A 19,559-nucleotide genomic window follows, 5' to 3' on the forward strand; every position below is an offset into this window, starting at 1 on the left:
GGCTCCAACCATCCTGTTCCACCTTCGTTCCGTTTTAGCCGTTCCATGCCTCGAACGGCAGGTCGAGCGCCTCGGCCACCGCCTGATGCCGGATTTTGCCCTGCGACACGTTCAGTCCGTTGGCGAGATGCGCGTCCGCCTTCATCGCCGCCTCGGCACCCAGATTGGCCAGCTTGAGCGCGAACGGCAGCGTCGCATTGTTGAGCGCGAACGCCGATGTGCGGGCGACCGCGCCGGGCATGTTCGCCACGCAATAATGGATGACGCCATCGACTTCGAACACCGGATCCTCATGCGTCGTCGCGTGGCTAGTCTCGAAACAGCCGCCCTGATCGATTGCGATATCGACCAGCACCGCGCCGCGCTTCATCGTCTTCACCATCTCGCGTGTCACCAGCTTCGGTGCCGCGGCGCCGGGAACCAGCACCGCGCCGATGACGAGGTGCGCGTTCTTTACGGCCGCGGCGATCGCCGCCTTGCTGGCATAAGCCGTCTTGATCTGGCTGGAAAAGAACATATCCAGTTCGGCGAGGCGATCGTTCGAGATATCGTAGATCGTCACGTCGGCACGCATGCCGACCGCCATCTGCGCCGCGTTGACGCCCGATACGCCGCCGCCGAGGATCGCGACCTTCGCCGGTGCGACGCCCGGTACGCCGCCGAGCAGGACGCCGCGCCCACCCTGTTCCTTTTCGAGGTAATGCGCACCGACCTGCACCGACATGCGGCCGGCGACTTCGCTCATCGGCTTCAGCAGCGGCAGGCCACCGCGGGCCGCCGTGACCGTCTCATAAGCGATGCAGGTGGCGCCCGACTTCATCAGTCCCTCCGCCTGCGGCTTGTCGGCGGCGAGATGCAGATAGGTGAACAGCAGGTGCCGCGGTTCCAGCAATGCAATCTCGCTGGCCTGCGGTTCCTTGACCTTTACGATCATGTCGGCGGCGGCGAACACCGCGGCGGGATCGGCCAGGATCGTCGCGCCGGCGTCGATATAATCCTGATCCTCGAAGTCGATGCCGGAGCCGGCCTTGGTCTCGACGACGACCTCGTGGCCGGCGGAGACCAGTTCGGCGACCGACGGGGGGGTCAGGCCGACGCGATATTCGTGGTTCTTGATTTCCTTGGGAACGCCGATGCGCATGGTTATCTCCTCTTCTGCCGACCGCCATACAGAAGGTCGTGCGGGAGAAGGTCGCAATCTCGTCCGGTCAGCGTCACTTCGGCAGGATATCATCGCGTCGTAAACCGATGTAACGCAATCTACATGCTCGACGCCATCGATCGCCGTATCCTGTCCCAGCTGATCGCCAATTCCGATCTAACCAGCGCGGAACTGGGCGACGCGGTCGGACTGTCGCCGAGTGCGGCGCACCGCCGTGTCGGATCGCTGCGGGAGCGCGGCTTTATCGCCGGATATCGCGCGGTGCTCAGCAAGGCGGCACGGGGCAATCCCAGCGTCGTGCTGGTCAATGTGACGCTGCGCGACCAGCGAGAGGAGACGATGGCGACGTTCGAGCGAGAGATCGCGGAAATCCCTGAAATCCGCGACTGCTTCCTCATGAGCGGCGAGGCGGACTATATGCTGCACGTCGAGGTGCGCCGCGACGACACCTTCGAGCGCATCCACCGTGAAACCCTGTCGCGTCTGCCGGGTGTCACGCGTCTCGCGTCGCACTTCGTGATCCGCGAGGTCTTTCGCCGTCCCTGAGCGGCACGGCTTGCGCCGGCCTGCCGTTGCTCCGTCCATTCAGCCCATGCTAAGGCGCATCGTTATGGAACAGGTTGGGAACACTACCGGTCTTCGCATCGTGTCGGATCGGTCTTACCGCTCGTGAGCACGCCTGTACCCGCCGCCGTCCCCAACGCGCGCAGCGACGAGGGTGATCACGGTCATCACGCGGACGGGATGCTCAAGCTTGCAGTCGGCGCGATCGGCATCGTCTTCGGCGACATCGGCACCAGCCCGCTCTACGCCTTTCGCGAAACCTTCGCCGGGCATCATCAGCTGACGCTCGACCCGCTGCACATCATGGGTGTGCTCAGCCTGATGTTCTGGTCGATGATGATCGTGGTGACGATCAAATATGTCGCGATCATCATGCGTGCGGACAACAAGGGAGAGGGCGGCAGCCTCGCGCTGCTGGCGCTGGTCTCCGGTCGAACCAAGAGCAAGCGCTGGTCCGCCGGCATCATCCTGCTCGGCGTGTTTGCGACGTCGTTGTTCTATGGCGATTCGATGATCACTCCGGCGGTGACCGTGCTCGGTGCGGTCGAGGGGCTGGCGATCGCGGCGCCGGCGTTTTCGGGGCTCGTGCTGCCGATCGTCATCGCGATCCTGATCGCCCTGTTCTGGGTGCAGAAGAGCGGCACCGCGCGGATCGGCCTTGTCTTCGGACCGATCATGCTGGTCTATTTCGCGGTGATCGCGGTGCTCGGCCTGATCAGCGTCGCCCAGACGCCGGAGGTGCTCAAGGCCTTTTCGCCGCATTATGCCGCGGAGTTCTTCCTGATCGATCCGCTGCGGGCATTCCTGGCACTCGGATCGGTTGTGCTGGCCGTCACCGGCGCAGAGGCGCTGTATGCCGACATGGGGCATTTCGGTCGCAAACCGATCGGGCTGTCGTGGCTGGTGTTCGTCCTCCCCGCGTTGATGTGCAACTATATGGGGCAGGGTGCCTTGCTGTTCCGCGAGGGGCAGGAGGCGTTGAAAAGCCCGTTCTACATGCTCGCGCCGGATAGCCTGCAGTTGCCGCTGGTGATCCTTGCCACCATGGCGGCGATCATCGCCAGTCAGGCGGTGATATCCGGCGCCTTCTCGGTGACGCAGCAGGCGATCCAGCTCGGCTTCATGCCGCGCTTGCGCATCGAACACACGAGTGCGGCGACTGCCGGTCAGATCTACATCCCGTTGGTCAACTGGATGTTGATGGTGATGGTGATCCTGCTGGTGTTGTTCTTCCGGACCTCGTCGAACCTCACCTCGGCGTACGGGATCGCCGTGACCGGCGCGATGTTCATCGACACCTGCCTGCTCGGCGTCGCGCTCACCCGGCTCTGGAACTGGCCGCTCTATGCCGCCGCGCCGCTTCTTTCGCTCTTCTTCCTCGTCGACGGTGCCTATCTGTCGGCGAACCTTACCAAGGTGCCGGATGGCGGCTGGTTCCCGCTGATGATCGGCCTCATCGTCTTCACCTTCCTGACCACCTGGTCGAAGGGGCGGCAACTGATGATGGACCGGCTGCGGGAGGCCGCCATGCCGATCAAGGTGTTCATCACGTCCGCCGCGAATTCAGCCAGTCGCGTGCCGGGGACGGCGGTGTTCATGACATCGACCGCAGATGGCGTACCGCACGCGCTGCTCCACAACCTGAAGCACAACAAGGTGCTGCACGAGCGCGTCATCCTGTTGACCGTAAAGATCGTCGCGCAGCCGTATTGGCCCGAAGCGGAGCGGGCGACCGATGACGCCATGGGCGAGGGCTTCTACCGCCTCATCCTGCGATACGGCTTCATGGAGGAGGTCGACGTGCCGGCGGCGCTGAAGCGCGTTCACGAATGCGGCGCCGACTTCAAGATGATGGACACCAGCTTCTTCCTGTCGCGGCAGACGCTGCTGCCGTCGGAGCGGCCCGGCATGATGTTGTGGCGCGAAAAGCTGTTCGCCTGGATGCTGCGCAACGCGGAAAGTGCCATGGAATTTTTCCGCCTGCCGACCAATCGCGTCGTCGAGCTTGGTAGCCAGGTCGAGATTTGACGACCGAGAACGGCCCGGCGCCCATCATCGTGACCGCCCTGTTCGGCCGTCGCGATCAGGGCTGGTTCGACGCGCAGCGCGCGGCGCACTTCCCGCCGGAACGCAATGTGCTGTCGGCGCATCTGACGTTATTCCACCACCTGCCGCCCTCCGCCGAGGGCGAGCTGAAGCATCGCCTGTCCGAGCTGACCCGCGGCGTGCGGGCGCCCAGAGCACGCGTCGGCGGGCTGATGTCGCTCGGCCGCGGCGTCGCCTATCGAATTGAGTCGCCCGAGCTGATCGCGATCCGTCGCGATCTCGCCGAGGCGTTCACGGGCATGCTGACCCCGCAGGACGCCGGCGGATGGCGTCCGCACGTCACCATCCAGAACAAGGTGCAGCCGAACATCGCAAAGCTGCTGATGGCTGCGCTGACCCGCGATTTCAAACCATGGGATGCCGAAATCGCCGGTCTTGCGACCTGGTGGTATCGCGGCGGACCATGGGAGGCGCTTTCCCGGCACATGTTCGCTTGACGGACGCCGCATCCCCCACTTATAGGCGCGCCCTCACACGGCGGGGCGGAGTAGCTCAGCTGGTTAGAGCACGGGAATCATAATCCTGGGGTCGGGGGTTCAAGTCCCTCCTCCGCTACCATTTCGGTAGTGCCGCCGTCGTGACCGCCACCTGCGATACGAACGATTTGTAAACCTTCCCTGTGCGACGATCGGGTCTGGTCCCGGTCGAGGCATCGCGATGTCGTATAACTTCCCCAACGAGCGCCGCAGGGTCGAGCGTCGCATCGCACCCTCCGCCGCCTATGCGGGACCGGAGCGGCGGCTGGCGGAACGTCGTGCGACCGAGGTGAAGCTGGTTCGCAAACCCGAACCGATGCATCGCGGCGTATTGTGGTCTGCCGTGCTGATGGTCCTCGTAGTGGCCGACAGCGTCTTTCTGGAGGGCGCATACCGACATATCGTCGTGAGTTGGTTCGGCGATACCGCAGCGGCCGTGCGGAACTGGTCGGAGCACGTCTGGGACTGGGGCCATTAAGCGCGTCGACTTACGTCAAACACCTTCCATGGATCGTTCATAACCAGAAGCGAATCGGTCCGGGCGAGGGCCAGCAGGGTAAGGCCGTGCGCCCGTGCGTGATCGACCGCAAGACTGGTGGGAGCGGATATGCCGACGAGCAACGGTGTGCCCGACACCAGTGCCTTGTCGACCATTTCGAAGCTGATCCGGGACGTCACCAGCGTGAAAGCCGCGGGTGCACCCATATTGCGCGCCTGATCGCCGATCAGCTTGTCCAGCGCATTGTGCCGGCCGACGTCCTCGAACAGCGCGACGATGCCGCCCGCTGTGGAACAGGCGGCGGCGGCGTGGGCGGCGCCGGTGGCGGCGTTGAGGTGCTGATGCGCGCGGAGCGAGCCCAGTGCGGAGAAGACCGCGCCAGCGTCGACCGTAGGGCGAGGCGGGCGTCCGGTGACGGGCCGAATGAGTTGTTCCAGACTGGCGATGCCGCAAAGCCCGCAGGCGGTGTCGCTGGTGCGGTGGCGTACGCGGTCGTGGATGCGGGCACGGCAATTGTCGGCCAGTGCGATCCGGACGATCCAGCCGGCCGGTGATTCGAAGGGATCGATATCGATCACATCGGCCGGTACGTCCGCCAGCCGCTCGGTCAGCATAAAGCCGATGGCGAACGCGGTCAGGTCCGTGGGCGTCATCATCATCACCGCATAGCCCAGCCCATCGACCTCGATCGCGACGGGGGCCTCGATCGCGATGTCGCGCGTTCCCGGGGCGCAGACACCATCGGGACGCAGGATACCGATGGGCTCGTTCCGAAACGACGTCACAGTGTCATCATGTCCGTGGGCGTGTTGACGTTCGCCAGTGGCCCCGACGCAGCGATCGGCAACGCGCCGATGCCGTTCGCCCAACCACGGACCGATCGCCGTGCCGATGTCGCGATGTAGCTCAGCGCCTGCGCGCCCAGTGTGGACGGCCAATGACCGAGAATGGGAGCGTCGGTACAATAGCTGGGCGCTCGACGTAGCAGCGATTCGAGGAGATCGGCGGGGAGCCGGGGCATGTCGCAACCCACGGTCAACACCGTGCCGAAGCCGTGCGTGGCGGCGTGATCGAGCGCGCCGGCGATGCCGCCAAGCGGCCCCAGATCGGGAGACGGCAGATCGGGAATACCGCCCGCCCGGCCGATCACGACGACGGCATCGACGTGGGGGGCGAGCCCTTCGCGGACGTGATCGAGCAGAGGGCGGCCGTCCAGCAGCGCACATGCCTTGTCACTGCCGAACCGGCTCGATCGTCCGCCGGCCAGGATCGCGCCGAGGACGAGGTCGCGGATCAGGCTGCCCTCTCCAGCCGGACCGGCACCGATTTCGCTGCCGGAACATGGCTTTGCTCGGCCTTGTGCTTAACAGATATGAGGATGTTGCATTCCGGATAATAGCCACCGACGCAACCGCGTGGAATGTCGTAGGGGACGACCATCAGCTTTGGCACGCGGCGCTCCGTCGTTTCGTCGGCGTCGCCGACCATGTCGACGAGATCGTGCGGCGCCAGTCCCATTTCCGCCATATCGGCACGGTTCATCAGGACGACGTCGCGCGTGCCCTTTATGCCGCGGAAGCGATCGTGATAGCCGTACACCGTGGTGTTGAACTGGTCGTTGGAGCGCAGGGTCATCAAGCGGAACCGGCCGGGAGCTTCGGCGAAGCCCGTGGCGTTCAATGCGGTGGGTATGTTGAATTCGGCGCGCCCGCTTTCGGTCAGCCATTGGCGATGCGCGGCGGGCACGCCCTTCCAGAAGCCGCCCGGTGTCCACATCCGATCGTTGAAGCGGTCGAACTTGTCGGGATAGGTCGCCTCGATCGCGTCGCGGACCAGATCGTAATTCCCGACCCACGCGTTCCAGTCGACCTTCGGATTGGGGGCGAGCGTCGCCGTTGCGATGCCGGCGACGATCGCCGGTTCGGACAGCAGCGTTTCCGCCGCCGGGGTCGCCCGGCCGCGCGAGCCGTAGATGCGGCTGAAGCTGTCCTCCATCGTCACCGCCTGCGCACCCCCGGCCTGTTCGTCGGTTTCGATCCGGCCGAGGCAGGGGAGCAGGTAACAGTTCCTGCCCGGCAACAGGTGTGTACGATTGAGCTTGGTTGCGATGCTGACCGTCAGGTCGAGCCGCTGCCATGCGGGCTCGATCGCGGCGGTATCGGGCACCGCGCGCGCGAGATTGCCGCCAAGACCGAGGAACGCCTGCGCGCTGCCGTCGATGATGTGCTCGCACGCATCGACCGTGTCCCAGCCCTTCTCGCGCGGCGGTTCGAAATCGTAGAGTTCCTTCAGCCGGTCCAGCGGGGCCAGTTCCGGCTTTTCGGTGATGCCGACCGTGCGCTGGCCCTGCACGTTGCTGTGCCCGCGGACGGGGCCGAAGCCCGCGCCGGGCTTGCCGACGTTGCCGCGCAACAGCATCAGGTTCACCAGCGTGTGGAGATTATCGATGCCGTGGACGTGCTGGGTCAGGCCCATGCCATAGACGCAGATCACCCGTTTCGATCGGGCGTAGACCGCGCCGGCGGCCTCGATATCCTGCCGCGACAGGCCGCTTTCATGTTCGATCGTCGACCAGTCGGTGGCGCGGGCCATGTCGGCGAACGCATCGAAGCCCGTCGTGTGTTCGGCGATGAAGGCGTGATCGAGGATCGCCGGGGCGTTGATCCGTTGGCATTGGTCGTCCGCCTCGATGACATATTTGCAGATGCCGAGGATCGCGGCGATGTCGCCGCCGGCCTTCACCTGGTGATATTGGCTGGCGATCGGCGTCGATTTGCCGGTCGCCATCTCGATCGGGTTCTGCGGATCGGTGAAGCGTTCGAGACCGCGTTCCTTCAGCGGATTGAACACGACGATCTCGACCCCGCGTTTGGCGCAGGAGCGCAGGGGATGGAGGAAGCGCGGGCTGTTGGTGCCGGGATTCTGACCGAAATAGAAGATCGCGTCGCAGACGTCATAGTCGGACAGGTGGATCGTACCGACGGGCGAGCCGATCGCGGATTTCAGCCCGACGGAGGTCGTCTCGTGGCACATGTTGGAGGAATCGGGCAGGTTCTGGCTACCGTACATGCGCGCCATCAGCGCCCACATGTAGCTGGTTTCGAGGCTCGCGCGGCCGGACGCATAGAAGACGACCTTCTTCGGATCGTAGCGCTTCAGATGGGCGCCGATGTCCGCGAATGCCTCCGCCCAGCTGACTGCGACGTATTTGTCGGTAGCGCCATCGTATTTCATCGGATGGGTGAGGCGGCCGGCCTGTTCGAGGTCGAAATCCTTCCAGCCGCGCAATTCGGCGATGGTGTGCCTGGCGAAGAATTCAGGCGTGGTGCGGTAGCTGGTGAGTTCCCATGCCGTCGCCTTGGCCCCGTTCTCGCAGAATTCGGCAACATGGGGGTGCGCGGGCTTACCCCAGGCGCAAGACACGCACATGAAGCCGCCGGGCTTGTTCTGGCGGGTGAGTTCGCGGGCGGTTTCGGGCCCGTTCTTTTCGCGCAGGCCGATCTCCGCGAGGGACTTCATCGAACCCCAGCCACCCGCGGCGCCGGTGTACGGATCGGTGTTGATGGTGTCGTCGCTCAACGGATATCCCCTTCGCTTCGCCGGTGTAACGCGTTGGAACAGGCTTGGATGCACTTCGGCCGCGCGAGTCGTGCGACGCGGAAGTTGCCGAAGTTGACGGTACGTCGCCGTCGCAAACGGCCCCCGCACGCGACCGGAGGGACTGCGGCCATCGGTGCGGACATACGGAGCATGCTTGCATCATACCGGTTCGGCGCCGTGTAGGACAGGCGTTCGCACCGGTGGACCGCCGGTCGCGATGCGGGCGGTTCAAATCTGCCCTGCGATACCCTAGATCAGGGTCCGAATCTTCCCTTCCCGACAGGCACCCGTTCCATGACGACTCATACCACGCGCATGCTCATCCTCGGCTCCGGTCCGGCGGGGCTGTCGGCGGCGATCTATGGCGCGCGTGCGGGCATGGCGCCGATCGTGGTGCAGGGCATCCAGCCGGGCGGACAGCTGACCACGACGACCGACGTCGAGAATTATCCGGGCTTCGCCGACGTGATCCAAGGCCCGTGGCTGATGGAGCAGATGCAGAAGCAGGCGGAGCATGTCGGCACACGGCTGATGTGGGACACGATCGTCGAGGTCGACCTGTCGCGTCGACCGTTCCGCCTGATCGGCGACGGTGGCGACGTGTACGAGGGCGAGGTGCTGGTGATCGCGACCGGCGCGCAGGCCAAGTGGCTGGGGCTGGAGAGCGAAGAGGCGATGAAGGGCAAGGGCGTCAGCGCCTGCGCGACCTGTGACGGATTCTTCTATCGCGGCAAGAAGGTAGCGGTGATCGGCGGCGGCAACACCGCGGTCGAGGAGGCGCTGTACCTGACCAACCACAGCGATGACGTGACGCTGATCCACCGCCGCGACAGCCTGCGTGCCGAGCGGATTTTGCAGGAGCGGTTGCATGCGCATCCCAACGTCACGGTGCTGTGGAACAAGGAAGTGCGCGAATTCGTGGATGGCGGCGGCAATGCCGGGCTGGTGGCGTTGACGCTGGAGGATACCGTCACCGGCGAACATTCGCAGCTGGATGTCGAGGGCGGCTTCGTCGCGATCGGGCATCATCCGGCGACCGAGCTGTTCCGCGGGCATCTGGCGCTGGACGACGACGGCTATATCGCGGTCGAGACGGGATCGACACGCACCAGCGTGGCCGGCGTGTTCGCGTGCGGCGACGTGGCCGACAAGGTGTACCGGCAGGCGGTGACCGCAGCAGGCACCGGATGCATGGCGGCACTGGATGCCGAGCGGTTCCTGGCGGCGGCGGAATTCGAGGAGATGGCCGAGGCGGCGGAATAGGATCTAGCGGGACAGTACGGCGAGGACGGCATCGGACAATGCGTGCCGGTCCGACTCGCGGGCGAAGCTGTGCGATGCCGTGTCGATCCGTTGCGCGGGCATATCACCGGCGGCGGCGGCATAGGCCTGCGCCGTCGCATCTGCGGTGGCGAGAATCACATGCGCCGCATCGTCCCACGCTTCGATGGCGTGAACGACTTCGTCAGCAAGGACCTGCGGACGTTTCGCAGAGATTTTGCGTAAACCACTGACAGCCTTGATGATATTGATCCGGCCGGTGACCAGCTTGCGCCATGCAGCGGGGCTGGTCAGGCGCTGGCGGTAGGTCGCGCGTATCGCGGCGGCGGGGGGCAGGTCGTCGGCATCGTCTACCGTCCAGGGGTTGGCGAGGATCAGGCGGTCGATCCCGGCAGCGCGACCGAAGAGGGCTAGCGTGCTGGCAGCGTCGCAATTCCCGAAGCTGACGAGTGTGTCGACCTGCCAGGCATGGCTGCGGAAGGCGCATGCGGCGGCTATCAAATCCGGACTGGCGCCGAGGAAGCCGGCGTTCTCGCCGGTCGAGTCGCCGATACCGCGACGGTCGTAACGGAATACCGGATAGCCCGCCGCCGCGACTTGCTGCGCCAGCAGCGCCATGCCGCGATGCGCGCCACAGCGGATTTCGTTGCCGCCGGAGACGATCAGCAGGCCGGTCTTGCCGGGCGCGACATCGACCGTGCCGATCAGGGTTTCGCCCTCGCAGGGAAAGGCGATCAGGCTTCGCATGCTGCCACCCAAGCGGCGATATCATCGGCAAGGACTTGCGCCAGAACCGGATCGTTGCCGGGTTCGCTCCTGCGCCAAAGCGGTGCGGCGTGGATCTTGCGGTCTGCCGCGGCGGGGTCGCCGGCGAGGCGGACGACGCGGTGCGGGATGTCCGGCTGGTCGAACACACTGGCGGCGGACAGCGACGACAGCAGGTCGGCCGACAGGCAGTTCCCGGCAATCTCCGCCGTGTCGGCACCGTACATCATGGCGTCGCGATCGCCGATATGGCCCGCGGCGCGCCAGATGCGGTGGAGGTCGCGGAGCAGGCTCTGGCCATCTTGCGGCGCGAAATGCCAGCGGCCGCTGTGCAGGGCACAATAGTCAAGCAGGGCGCCGCTGCGGATGCCAAGCGCATAGGTGCGGCGGCCGTCATCGAGGCAGCGGTCGGTCACCGCCTCCAGCGCCTCCGCCATGCGCAGGATCGTCAGATCGGCGAGCGGCGTCATGCTCTCGCCCTGTCCGGGCACATCGGGCAGCAGGCTGGCGATGCCGCGTTCCGCCAGCGCGCGCAGCAGTGTGACGGTAAAGGTGCGGGTGCGGTTCGCTTCCTCGAACAGCGGCAGCGCGGCGACGAGCACCGGGCCGCTATCGGGGCCGAAGCGGAGCAGCGCCTCGCGGCCGCCGGGCCAGTCGTAGTGATCGATGCGCGGCGCCATGCCGCAGGCTAGACGAGCGCCTTACCGGCGGCAAACTCCGTCAGCGCGCCGAACGTTTCCAGCATGTCGCCGTCGACCTCGTCATCCTCGATCAGGATGCCGAGGCGATCCTCGATCTCGGTCAGGACCCCCGCCACGGCCATCGAATCGAGTTCGGGCAATGCGCCGAATAGCGGCGTCGTCGGCTCGAAGGCGGCAACCCGCTCTGCCGAGAGCCCCAGGACATCGGCCAACACGGCGCGGACGGTCGTTTCGACGGTGTGATAGCCTTCGGGGAGCAATGCGGCGGCCCTGATCGGTTGCGGTTCGGGACCCGTTAGAGGCTGGGGCTGCATTCGGCAACGGGGTGGCGCTATGAGAGGGGATGCTGTCGCCCGATCCCGACCCTTGCCCCATCGATCATGTCTTGCGGGGACGGGGCGACGATCCGGCGCTGATCGAGCGCCACCGGACGTGGAGCTTCGCCGAACTGGAGGGGGCGGTCGCAAGCGTTGCCGGGTGGCTGATGGCATGCGGGCTGGATACCGGCGACCGGGTGGCGTCGTGGTTGCCGAAGACGGCGCTCGCCTGCGTCATGCCGCTGGCGGCGGCGCGGGCAGGGCTGGTACATGTGCCGGTCAATCCGGGGCTGAGACGAGCGCAGGTGGCGCATATTCTTGGCGACAGCGGCGCGCGGGTGCTGGTGACACAGCGCGCACGAGCGGCGACGCTGGAAGACGGCGACGTGCCGGACGAATGCCGCGTGGTCGACGACGATTTGGTGGTCATGAGTGGTACGGGGCCCGGCTCCTCGCGGCACGATCCGCATGCGCTGGCGGCGATCCTGTACACCTCGGGATCGACGGGGCGACCAAAGGGCGTGATGTTGAGCCACGCCAACCTGTGGCTGGGTGCGGTGTCGGTGGCGCATTATCTGCGCATCTCGGCCGACGACCGGGTGCTGGGCGTGCTGCCGCTGTCGTTCGATTACGGGCAGAATCAGCTGCTTTCCACATGGTATGCCGGAGGAGCCGTGGCACCGATCGACTATCTGACGGCCCGCGATGTGGTGAAGGCGGTGGAGCGAGTCGGCGCGACGACGCTCGCGGGCGTGCCGCCCCTCTGGGTCCAATTGCTGGAGGCGGAGTGGCCTGCGGACACGGCGATGCGGCTGCGGCGGCTGACCAATTCCGGGGGTGCGTTGACGGAGCGGCTGGTGCGCGGACTTCGCAAGCGCTTTCCCGAGGCGGAGGTGGTGGCGATGTATGGACTGACCGAGGCATTCCGGTCGACGTGGCTCGACCCGGCGCTGATCGACGCGCATCCCGATGCGATGGGGCGAGCGATCCCCTTTGCCGAGGTGATGGCGGTAAAGACCGACGGGTCGCGAGCGATCGGAGAGCCGGGTGAACTGGTGCATGCCGGTTCGCTGGTGGCGCAGGGCTATTGGCGCGATACGGAGCGTACCGCGCTGCGGTTTCGGCCGGCGCCCGTCTGGGCGAAGAGCGGTGGCATGGCAGTGTGGTCCGGAGACACCGTCATCGAGGGAGCGGACGGCCTGTTCCGATTCGTCGGGCGGGATGACGAGATGATCAAGAGCGCGGGCAACCGGATCAGTCCGGTCGAGGTGGAGGAAGCGGTGCTGGCAGGCGAGGAAGCGCGGGAGGCGGTGGCGATCGGCGTTCCGGATGCGCGGCTGGGGCAGGCGATCATAGTGGTGCTGACCGGCGAGCGCGATCGCGAAGATGCCTTGCGAACCCGGTTGCGGAGTTTGTTGCCGAGCTTCATGCAGCCCGCGCGTTACGAGTGGCGCGATGCCTTGCCGCGGAACGCCAATGGCAAGCTGGATCGCGCGGCGATCCGGGCGGAGGTGGTGGCATGAAGCCGATGGGACCGTTGCCGGCGGAATTCGCCGAACAATCGGGCATGCTGACGATCGCCGGCACCCGTGCGGAGGACTGGGCGACCGCCACCCCGGCCTTCGTTTACGACGTCGGTATCATCGCGGCGCGGGTCGAGCGTTTCCGGGCGGCGTTTCCCGGTATCGATCTACATTATGCGATCAAGGCCAATCCTTTGCCGGCATTGCTGGAGCGGGTGGCGCCAATGGTCGACGGTCTGGACGTCGCCTCTGGGGGCGAACTGGAGACGGCGCTGGCGGTTATGTCAGCGCGTTCGATCAGCTTTGCCGGACCGGGTAAACGCGATGCGGAGTTGATCGGCGCGATCCGCGCGGGGGCCACGCTGAACGTCGAATCGGAGGGAGAAGCGGAGCGGGCGCTGCGGCTCGGCGAGGAACTGGGCGTGACGCCGCGGCTGGCGGTGCGGGTCAATCCCGATGTCGAGCTACGCGGATCAGGCATGAAGATGGGCGGACGGCCGTCGCCGTTCGGCGTCGACGCGGTGCGCGTCGCAGCGCTCGTCCGCCGGATTGTCGATGCTGGCGCGGACTGGCGCGGCTTTCATATCTACGCCGGCAGTCAGGCGCTGGATGCGGGTGCGATCATCGAGACGCAGGCGGCGACGCTGGCGCTTGCCGCACGGCTTGGCGACGAGGCCGGCCTCTTGCCGCCGTTCGTCAATCTGGGCGGAGGGTTCGGCGTCCCGTATTTCTCCGGCGACGTGCCACTCGATGTCGAACGGGTCGGCGTCGCACTGGCAGCGGCGGTGGCGGATTGTGACCTGACGGCGGCGGGCACACGCTATGGAATCGAGCTGGGACGGTGGCTGGTCGCCGAGGCGGGTGTCTATCTGACGCGAATCGTCGATCGCAAGGAGAGCCAGGGCGAAACGTTTCTCGTCACCGACGGCGGCCTGAACCATCAACTGGCGGCGTCGGGCAACTTCGGCACGGTGGTGCGACGGAATTATCCGCTGGCATTGGTGCATGAGATGGGTGGTGCTGCGGCAGAGACGGTATCGGTGGTAGGGCCGCTCTGCACGCCGCTCGACCGGCTGGGGGACCGGATCGGATTGCCGCGTGCCGAAGCCGGGGACCTGATCGCCGTATTTCTGGCTGGCGCCTATGGCGCCTCGGCAAGCCCCACCGCATTTCTGGGGCACCCGCCCGCGACGGAGATCGTGGCGGGCTGATCAGTCGATCGTTAGCTCCGCTGTCAGCGTTTGCGCAGGCAGGTTCGCCGACGTGTCCTGCACGGTCACTGTCGTGCCCCGCGGCAGGTTGCCGAGGTGATAGGTGGTTTCGATACCCGTGGCGCTCTCGCCCGGCCGGCAGGCGCCTGCCGTAACCGCCGGACCGCACAAGGCACGATTGGTGGATTGCGACATCGCCTGCGCGCCATCGATACGTAACACGCGGGCGCGGCCGATGCCCTTCGCTCGCACGATCACCGTGATCGGACCGCGGTGGCGCCGAGTCGTCGCGCGCTGGTCAGGGCCGATCCGTTCGGACTGATCGATCGATGTGACGGCGACGATCTGAAGTTCGGTCAGCGGCGGCGCGGATTGCGCGATAGCGGGCGCGGCGAGCACGAGCGTGGCGAATGGCAGGAAACGGATCATCGCACAGTTGTAACGTATCGTGGTTGCGGGGAAAGCCCGGCCGATCGCGCCTGGCCTTCAAGCGTTCCTAACGCTATCTTCACCTCTCCGGCGGCATAGCGCCCTGGAAGCCCGTATCACGTCAGGACGTGGCGGGCGGCCAGGAGAAGACCCAATGCGTTCCGGTGTTTCCGTCCGTGTCCTGCTTGCCGTCGGCGCCGCCGCGTCGGCGCTGTCCGGCTGTTCGAGCGGCAGCGGCGGCCCGCAATTGCCGCCGGCATCCTATGTCGCGAGCAAGGAGCAGCCGGGCGAGGAATATGTCATCGGCCCGCTCGACCAACTCAACGTCTTCGTCTGGCGCAATCCGGAACTGTCGGCGAAGGTGCAGGTGCGTCCCGATGGCCGCATCACGACCCCGCTGATCAACGACATGCCGGCGGTGGGCAAGACGCCGTCGATGCTGGCCGCCGACATGAAGAAGGCGCTGGGCCAGTATGTCAAGGATCCGATCGTCTCCGTGATCGTCGAGAATTTCTCGGGCACCTACAGCCAGCAGGTCCGGGTGATCGGCGCGACCGACAAGCCTGCCTCGATCCCGTTCCGAGCGAACATGACGTTGCTGGACGCGATGATCGCGGTCGGCGGCCTCAACCAATATGCCGCCGGCAACAAGGCCAAGCTGATTCGTCACGACCGTGACACCGGCGAGCAGCACGAGTACAAGCTGGCGATCGCCGACCTGCTGAAGAAGGGCGATTCGAGTGCCAACGTCGGCCTGCAGCCCGGCGATGTCATCATCATTCCCGAATCGATGTTTTGAGGCGTTAGCGGATGAACGGCCTCTATGACGAAGCGCGGCTGGCGCTGCATGCGATCTGGACGCGGCGCTGGCTGGCGCTGGCGGTGGCGTGGGGTGTGTGCGTCGCCGGCTGGTTCGTCGTGAGCCAGATGCCGAGCCGGTATGAATCGCGTGCCCGCGTCTTCGTGCAGATGCAGTCGATCCTGCCCGCATCAATGGATGCGCCGGCCCAGACGCAGCAGAAGGACGTGGACACGATCCGCCAGACACTGATCAGCGCGGTCAATCTGGAAAAGGTCGTGCGTGGTACCGATCTGGCGCAGACGGTGTCGAGCGACCGCGACATCGCCGATCGGGTCGCCGGGCTCGCCACCGCGATCAAGGTGGAGAGCCAGCAGGACAATCTGTTCCAGATCACCACGACTGCGTCCTCGCCGAAGCTGGCGCGGGCGATCACGCAGAAGCTGATCGACATCTTCGTCGAACAGAACCTGGGTCGTGATCGTAGCCAGACGTCGCAGAGCCTCGAATTCCTCAACAAGCAACTCGAGCAGTTGCAAAAGCAACTGTCGGATGCCGACGCGAAGCGGTCCGATTTCCAGACCCGCTATCTCGGCTCGCTGCCCGGGACGGGCAGCGTCAGCGATCGCATGGGCGCATCACGCAGTCAGATGGCGCAGGTCGACGGCGACCTTGCCGCCGCGCAATCGAGCCTTGCGGCGGTGCAGGGGCAGATGGCGGGCACGCCTGCCACGATCCCGGGCATGGGCGGCGTCGCTGCCGGCCCGGCACGCGCCGCGCTGAACGCGATTCAAGGCCAGCTCGCGGACGCGCGGGCGCGTGGCTATACGGATCAGCATCCCGACGTGATCGCGCTCAAGCGGCAATTGTCCTCGGCGCAGGCTGCGGCACGCGGCGAACCGATGGGCGGGGGGACGGCGGGAACGCCGAATCCGCTGTACCTGTCGCTGCAGTCGATGGTCGCCGACAAGCAGTCTGCAGTGGCGGCGTTGCGGATGCGCAAGGCACAGTTGCAGGGCGATCTCGACCAGCTGAATGCCAAACTGTCGGGTGATCCCGAGGTCGCGGCAGAGCAAGGCCAGATCGATCGCGACTATCAGGTGCTGAAGGATCAATACGACCAGCTGCTGACCCAGCGCCAGCAGATCGCGTTGCGCGGACAGGCGCAGACACAGACCGATAACGTGAAATTTTCCGTTATCGACCCGCCGACGATGCCGCGCGCGCCGACGGCGCCGAACCGCATGCTGCTGCTGACCGGCGTGCTGATCGCCGGACTGGGCGCAGGCGTGGGTGCCGCGTTCGCGCTGGGCCAGTTGCGCGCGACATTCGCGACGGGGCCACGGCTTGAAAAGGCCACCGGCATGCCGGTGATCGGATCGATCGGCGAAGTGGTGACGCGGGTCCAGGCGGATCAGCGTGCCAAGCGCCTGAAGCTGTTCCTGGGCAGTGCCGCGGGGCTGGCGGCGGCCTATGTGCTGCTGGTCGGTGTCGAGGTGCTCCAGCGCGGCATGGCGGCGTGAGCGCGGGTAAGGACGATATGATGCACAAGCCCATCCGTCGCGAATCGCTGCTCGAGCGTGCGGCGCAGACCTATGACTTCGGCTCGCAGCTGAGAGCGCGAGCGCCGCAGCATGCGCCGGTGCCGGTTGCGGCCCCGGTCGCGGCCCCTGTCGCGGACGTGATGGAGATGGATGCGACGTTCCTTGCCATCCCGCCGGAATTGCGGGCGCCGGTGGGACAGGAGCTGCCAGAATCCTTCTACGACACGCCCGAACTGAGCGATATCGCCACGATCGACCGCGGCATGCTGGCCGAGGCGGGCATGATCGTGCCGGGCGCACCCGTTGGGCCGCTGGCCGAGGAATTCCGGCTGATCAAACGCCAACTGCTCATCACGCGGGAACGGGTGGCGCAAACCGGGCAGGTCGACAAGGCACGGACCGCGCTGGTCTGTTCGGCACGACCGGGCGACGGCAAGACGTTCTGCGCGGTCAATCTGGCGCTGTCGATGGCGGCGGAACGGGATACCGAAGTGCTGTTGGTCGATGCCGATTTCGCCAAGCCAGACGTGCTGGCACGATTGGGCATGGCGGAACAGCCGGGGTTGCTCGATGCGCTGGCGGACGGCCGGGTCGATGTCGAGAGCCTGGTGATCCGGACCGATGTCGGTGGACTGTCGATCCTGCCGGCGGGGACGAAGACCGCAACGGATACCGAATTGCTCGCGTCGGCGCGGACCCGCGCCGTGCTGGCGCGGCTGCTCGAGGCCAACCCGCGCCGCATCGTGATCTTCGACTCGCCGCCGGCGCTCGCGGCGTCCCCGGCCGCCGTACTGGCGATGCTGGTGGGGCAGGTGATGCTGGTGGTGCGGGCCGATCGCACGCCGGAAAACGAACTGCGCGAGGCGGTGCAGCGGCTGGATGGCTGTGACGAGATCGCGCTCGTGCTCAATGCCGTATCGTTCGTGCCGGGGGGGCACCGTTACGGCACTTATTATGGCCAGGAGTCAGGCAAGTGATGCGGGTTCTTTACGCGGGCGTCGCGCTGGGGGCGCTGATCGCCGGCACCGGCGCCGAGGCGCAGAGCCGCCGGGTGCAGGTGACGCCGTATATCGAGGTCGGGCAGGTGCTCGACGCCGATCTGAACAGCGGCGATGTGCTGACCTATTCGACGATCGCGGCGGGGATCGACGTAGCAGCCAGCACCGCGCGGGTTACCGGGCAGCTGTCGTATCGCTACGAACGGCGCATCTCGTGGGACGACGACATCGGCGATGACGACATCCACACCGGTCTGGCACGCGTTTCGGCGCAGGTGGCGCGCGGCCTGACGCTGGAAGCAGGCGGCATCGCGACGCGGACACGCTCCGACATCCGCGGCGCCGCACCGGGCGTGCTAGTCGGCAACGTCGACAACATCAGCCAGGTCTATGCGGTGTACGGCGGACCCAGCTACGCCACCAATGCGGGTCCGGTCGCGATCGCGGCAAGCTATCAGGCAGGCTATACCAAGGTCGAAAGCCCCAGCTTCACGGCAGTGCCGGCCGGGCAGCCGCGGCTGGATTATTACGACGATTCGTTCGGGCAGGTCGCAGGGTTGAGTCTGGGCGTGCAGCCGGGCCAGATCCTGCCGATCGGTCTGACCGCCAGCGGCGGATGGGAGCGCGAGGATTCGGGCCAGCTCGACGGACGGTATGAAGGCTGGCGGGCGCGCGGCGACGTGCTGGCGCCGGTGTCCGCCAACGTCGCGCTGACTGCGGGCGTCGGCTATGAACGGATCGAGACGAGCAGCCGGTCTGCGCTGACCGATGCCACCGGCGTGCCGGTGGTCGACCGCGATGGCCGGTTCGTTACCAACGAAGCCTCGCCGCGGCAGATCGCCTATCGCACCGACGGCGTCTATTATGATGCGGGCGTGATCTGGCGGCCAAACCGCCGCACCTCGGCGGAGGCACATGTCGGCAAGCGCTATGGTTCGGTGAGCTATACCGGGCTGCTGACCTATCAGGCATCGGAGCATATCGGCTTTTCGGCGGATGTGTACGACAGCGTGACGACGTTCGGTCGGCAGTTGCGCACCGGGTTGTCGAACTTGCCCACCAGCTTCCTGTCGGCGCGCGATGCGTTCACGCAGCAGTTCAACGGCTGCGTCTTCTCGACCAGCGGCGCGACCCCGGGCGGGTGCCTGAACGACGTGTTCCAGTCGATCTCCACCGCCAGCTATCGCGCCCGCGGTGCGGATGCGGTCATGTCGGTGACACGCGGCCGGTCGATCTATGGCGGCGGCGTCGGCTATGCGAATCGCAAGCTGTTCAACCGTGAGAGCGTGCCCGGTGTGACGCTCTACGGCATCGAGGACGAGAGCTATTATGGCCAGCTGTTCTTCAATCGGACGCTGACGCCCGTGTCGACGATCGATGTCAACGCCTTCGTCAACTATTACGAATCGGGCGTCGCCCAATCGTTCGGCGTCTGGTCATACGGCACGACCGCCAGCTACGGGCACAGCTTCGGTCGGCTCACCACCTCGGCAAGCGCAGGCGTTTACGCGTTCGATACCGCCGATGTGGATACCACGTGGTCGGCGCAGGCTTTGCTCGCCGCGCGCTACTCGTTCTAAGGGC

General features: G+C 66.1%; 19 protein-coding genes and 1 tRNA gene. 12 read left to right on the forward strand and 8 right to left on the reverse strand.

Annotated elements, in window-relative coordinates; all coding sequences use genetic code 11:
* Positions 1-34: 34 nt before the first annotated feature.
* Positions 35-1,141, reverse strand: coding sequence for an alanine dehydrogenase (ald, locus tag LRA87_RS05950; RefSeq protein WP_230630066.1), 1,107 nt, complete (start codon positions 1,139-1,141; stop codon positions 35-37).
* Between the two features lie 123 nt (positions 1,142-1,264).
* Between ald and LRA87_RS05955 the strand changes: the two genes are divergently transcribed.
* The 5 genes from LRA87_RS05955 to LRA87_RS05975 all read left to right on the forward strand — a co-directional run bounded on the left by LRA87_RS05955 (position 1,265) and on the right by LRA87_RS05975 (position 4,786).
* Positions 1,265-1,708: an Lrp/AsnC family transcriptional regulator gene (locus LRA87_RS05955; protein WP_230630068.1), complete on the forward strand. Its 444-nt coding sequence runs from the start codon at positions 1,265-1,267 to the stop codon at positions 1,706-1,708.
* 123 nt (positions 1,709-1,831) lie between these two features.
* Positions 1,832-3,754: a potassium transporter Kup gene (locus tag LRA87_RS05960; protein ID WP_230630070.1), complete on the forward strand. Its 1,923-nt coding sequence runs from the start codon at positions 1,832-1,834 to the stop codon at positions 3,752-3,754.
* Entirely contained in the window at positions 3,751-4,269 is a 519-nt protein-coding gene (locus LRA87_RS05965; RefSeq protein WP_230630072.1) for a 2'-5' RNA ligase family protein, read from the forward strand. Before LRA87_RS05960 ends, LRA87_RS05965 begins: the two co-directional genes overlap by 4 nt.
* Positions 4,270-4,313: 44 nt before the next feature.
* A tRNA-Met gene (locus LRA87_RS05970) sits at positions 4,314-4,390 on the forward strand.
* A gap of 99 nt (positions 4,391-4,489) precedes the next feature.
* Positions 4,490-4,786, forward strand: coding sequence for a hypothetical protein (locus LRA87_RS05975; RefSeq protein WP_230630074.1), 297 nt, complete (start codon positions 4,490-4,492; stop codon positions 4,784-4,786).
* Here the strand turns inward: LRA87_RS05975 and fdhD are convergent.
* Genes fdhD through LRA87_RS05990 form a run of 3 tightly spaced genes read right to left on the reverse strand, consistent with a single transcriptional unit; the run spans position 4,783 to position 8,386 of the window.
* Positions 4,783-5,592, reverse strand: coding sequence for a formate dehydrogenase accessory sulfurtransferase FdhD (fdhD, locus tag LRA87_RS05980; protein WP_230630076.1), 810 nt, complete (start codon positions 5,590-5,592; stop codon positions 4,783-4,785). The genes LRA87_RS05975 and fdhD overlap by 4 nt on opposite strands.
* Positions 5,589-6,134 (reverse strand): molybdenum cofactor guanylyltransferase, encoded by a 546-nt coding sequence (mobA, locus tag LRA87_RS05985; RefSeq protein WP_329958588.1) that lies wholly within the window; start codon positions 6,132-6,134, stop codon positions 5,589-5,591. The genes fdhD and mobA overlap by 4 nt, the downstream gene beginning before the upstream one ends.
* A complete protein-coding gene (locus LRA87_RS05990; protein ID WP_268934832.1) occupies positions 6,101-8,386 on the reverse strand; it encodes an FdhF/YdeP family oxidoreductase in 2,286 nt (761 codons plus the stop codon). Before LRA87_RS05990 ends, mobA begins: the two co-directional genes overlap by 34 nt.
* A gap of 315 nt (positions 8,387-8,701) precedes the next feature.
* Between LRA87_RS05990 and trxB the strand changes: the two genes are divergently transcribed.
* On the forward strand, positions 8,702-9,670 hold the full coding sequence (gene trxB / locus LRA87_RS05995) for a thioredoxin-disulfide reductase (protein ID WP_230630077.1): 969 nt from the start codon (positions 8,702-8,704) through the stop codon (positions 9,668-9,670).
* A gap of 3 nt (positions 9,671-9,673) precedes the next feature.
* Here trxB and LRA87_RS06000 read toward each other — a convergent pair whose 3' ends face one another.
* The 3 genes from LRA87_RS06000 to LRA87_RS06010 are packed head-to-tail and all read right to left on the reverse strand — an operon-like array spanning position 9,674 to position 11,414.
* Positions 9,674-10,435, reverse strand: coding sequence for a hydrolase 1, exosortase A system-associated (locus tag LRA87_RS06000; RefSeq protein ID WP_230630079.1), 762 nt, complete (start codon positions 10,433-10,435; stop codon positions 9,674-9,676).
* Entirely contained in the window at positions 10,423-11,133 is a 711-nt protein-coding gene (locus tag LRA87_RS06005) for a hypothetical protein (RefSeq protein WP_230630081.1), read from the reverse strand. The genes LRA87_RS06000 and LRA87_RS06005 overlap by 13 nt, the downstream gene beginning before the upstream one ends.
* Positions 11,134-11,141: 8 nt before the next feature.
* Complete coding sequence (locus LRA87_RS06010) at positions 11,142-11,414, reverse strand: acyl carrier protein (RefSeq protein ID WP_230631161.1); 273 nt, start codon at positions 11,412-11,414, stop codon at positions 11,142-11,144.
* Positions 11,415-11,497: 83 nt separating this feature from the next.
* Between LRA87_RS06010 and LRA87_RS06015 the strand changes: the two genes are divergently transcribed.
* Positions 11,498-12,994: an AMP-binding protein gene (locus LRA87_RS06015; protein WP_230630083.1), complete on the forward strand. Its 1,497-nt coding sequence runs from the start codon at positions 11,498-11,500 to the stop codon at positions 12,992-12,994.
* Positions 12,991-14,205 carry a pyridoxal-dependent decarboxylase, exosortase A system-associated gene (locus LRA87_RS06020; protein WP_230630085.1) on the forward strand — a complete coding sequence of 405 codons (1,215 nt, stop codon included), beginning with the start codon at positions 12,991-12,993 and terminating at the stop codon, positions 14,203-14,205. Before LRA87_RS06015 ends, LRA87_RS06020 begins: the two co-directional genes overlap by 4 nt.
* Here the strand turns inward: LRA87_RS06020 and LRA87_RS06025 are convergent, their stop codons facing one another.
* Positions 14,206-14,634 (reverse strand): DUF4879 domain-containing protein, encoded by a 429-nt coding sequence (locus tag LRA87_RS06025; protein ID WP_230630087.1) that lies wholly within the window; start codon positions 14,632-14,634, stop codon positions 14,206-14,208.
* A gap of 154 nt (positions 14,635-14,788) precedes the next feature.
* On the opposite strand from LRA87_RS06025, the gene LRA87_RS06030 reads away from it, so the two are divergent.
* The 4 genes from LRA87_RS06030 to LRA87_RS06045 are packed head-to-tail and all read left to right on the forward strand — an operon-like array spanning position 14,789 to position 19,555.
* On the forward strand, positions 14,789-15,433 hold the full coding sequence (locus LRA87_RS06030) for an XrtA/PEP-CTERM system exopolysaccharide export protein (protein ID WP_230630089.1): 645 nt from the start codon (positions 14,789-14,791) through the stop codon (positions 15,431-15,433).
* A gap of 11 nt (positions 15,434-15,444) precedes the next feature.
* Positions 15,445-16,956, forward strand: coding sequence for an XrtA system polysaccharide chain length determinant (locus LRA87_RS06035; RefSeq protein WP_230630091.1), 1,512 nt, complete (start codon positions 15,445-15,447; stop codon positions 16,954-16,956).
* A 17-nt stretch (positions 16,957-16,973) separates the two neighbouring features.
* A complete protein-coding gene (locus LRA87_RS06040; RefSeq protein ID WP_230630093.1) occupies positions 16,974-17,954 on the forward strand; it encodes an AAA family ATPase in 981 nt (326 codons plus the stop codon).
* The gene (locus tag LRA87_RS06045) at positions 17,954-19,555 is read left to right on the forward strand and encodes a hypothetical protein (protein ID WP_230630095.1); all 1,602 of its coding nucleotides are present in this window, start codon (positions 17,954-17,956) and stop codon (positions 19,553-19,555) included. The genes LRA87_RS06040 and LRA87_RS06045 overlap by 1 nt, the downstream gene beginning before the upstream one ends.
* Positions 19,556-19,559 lie beyond the last annotated feature (4 nt).

It is taken from the genome of Sphingomonas sp. Leaf37 (assembly GCF_920939475.1).
GTDB lineage: Bacteria > Pseudomonadota > Alphaproteobacteria > Sphingomonadales > Sphingomonadaceae > Sphingomonas.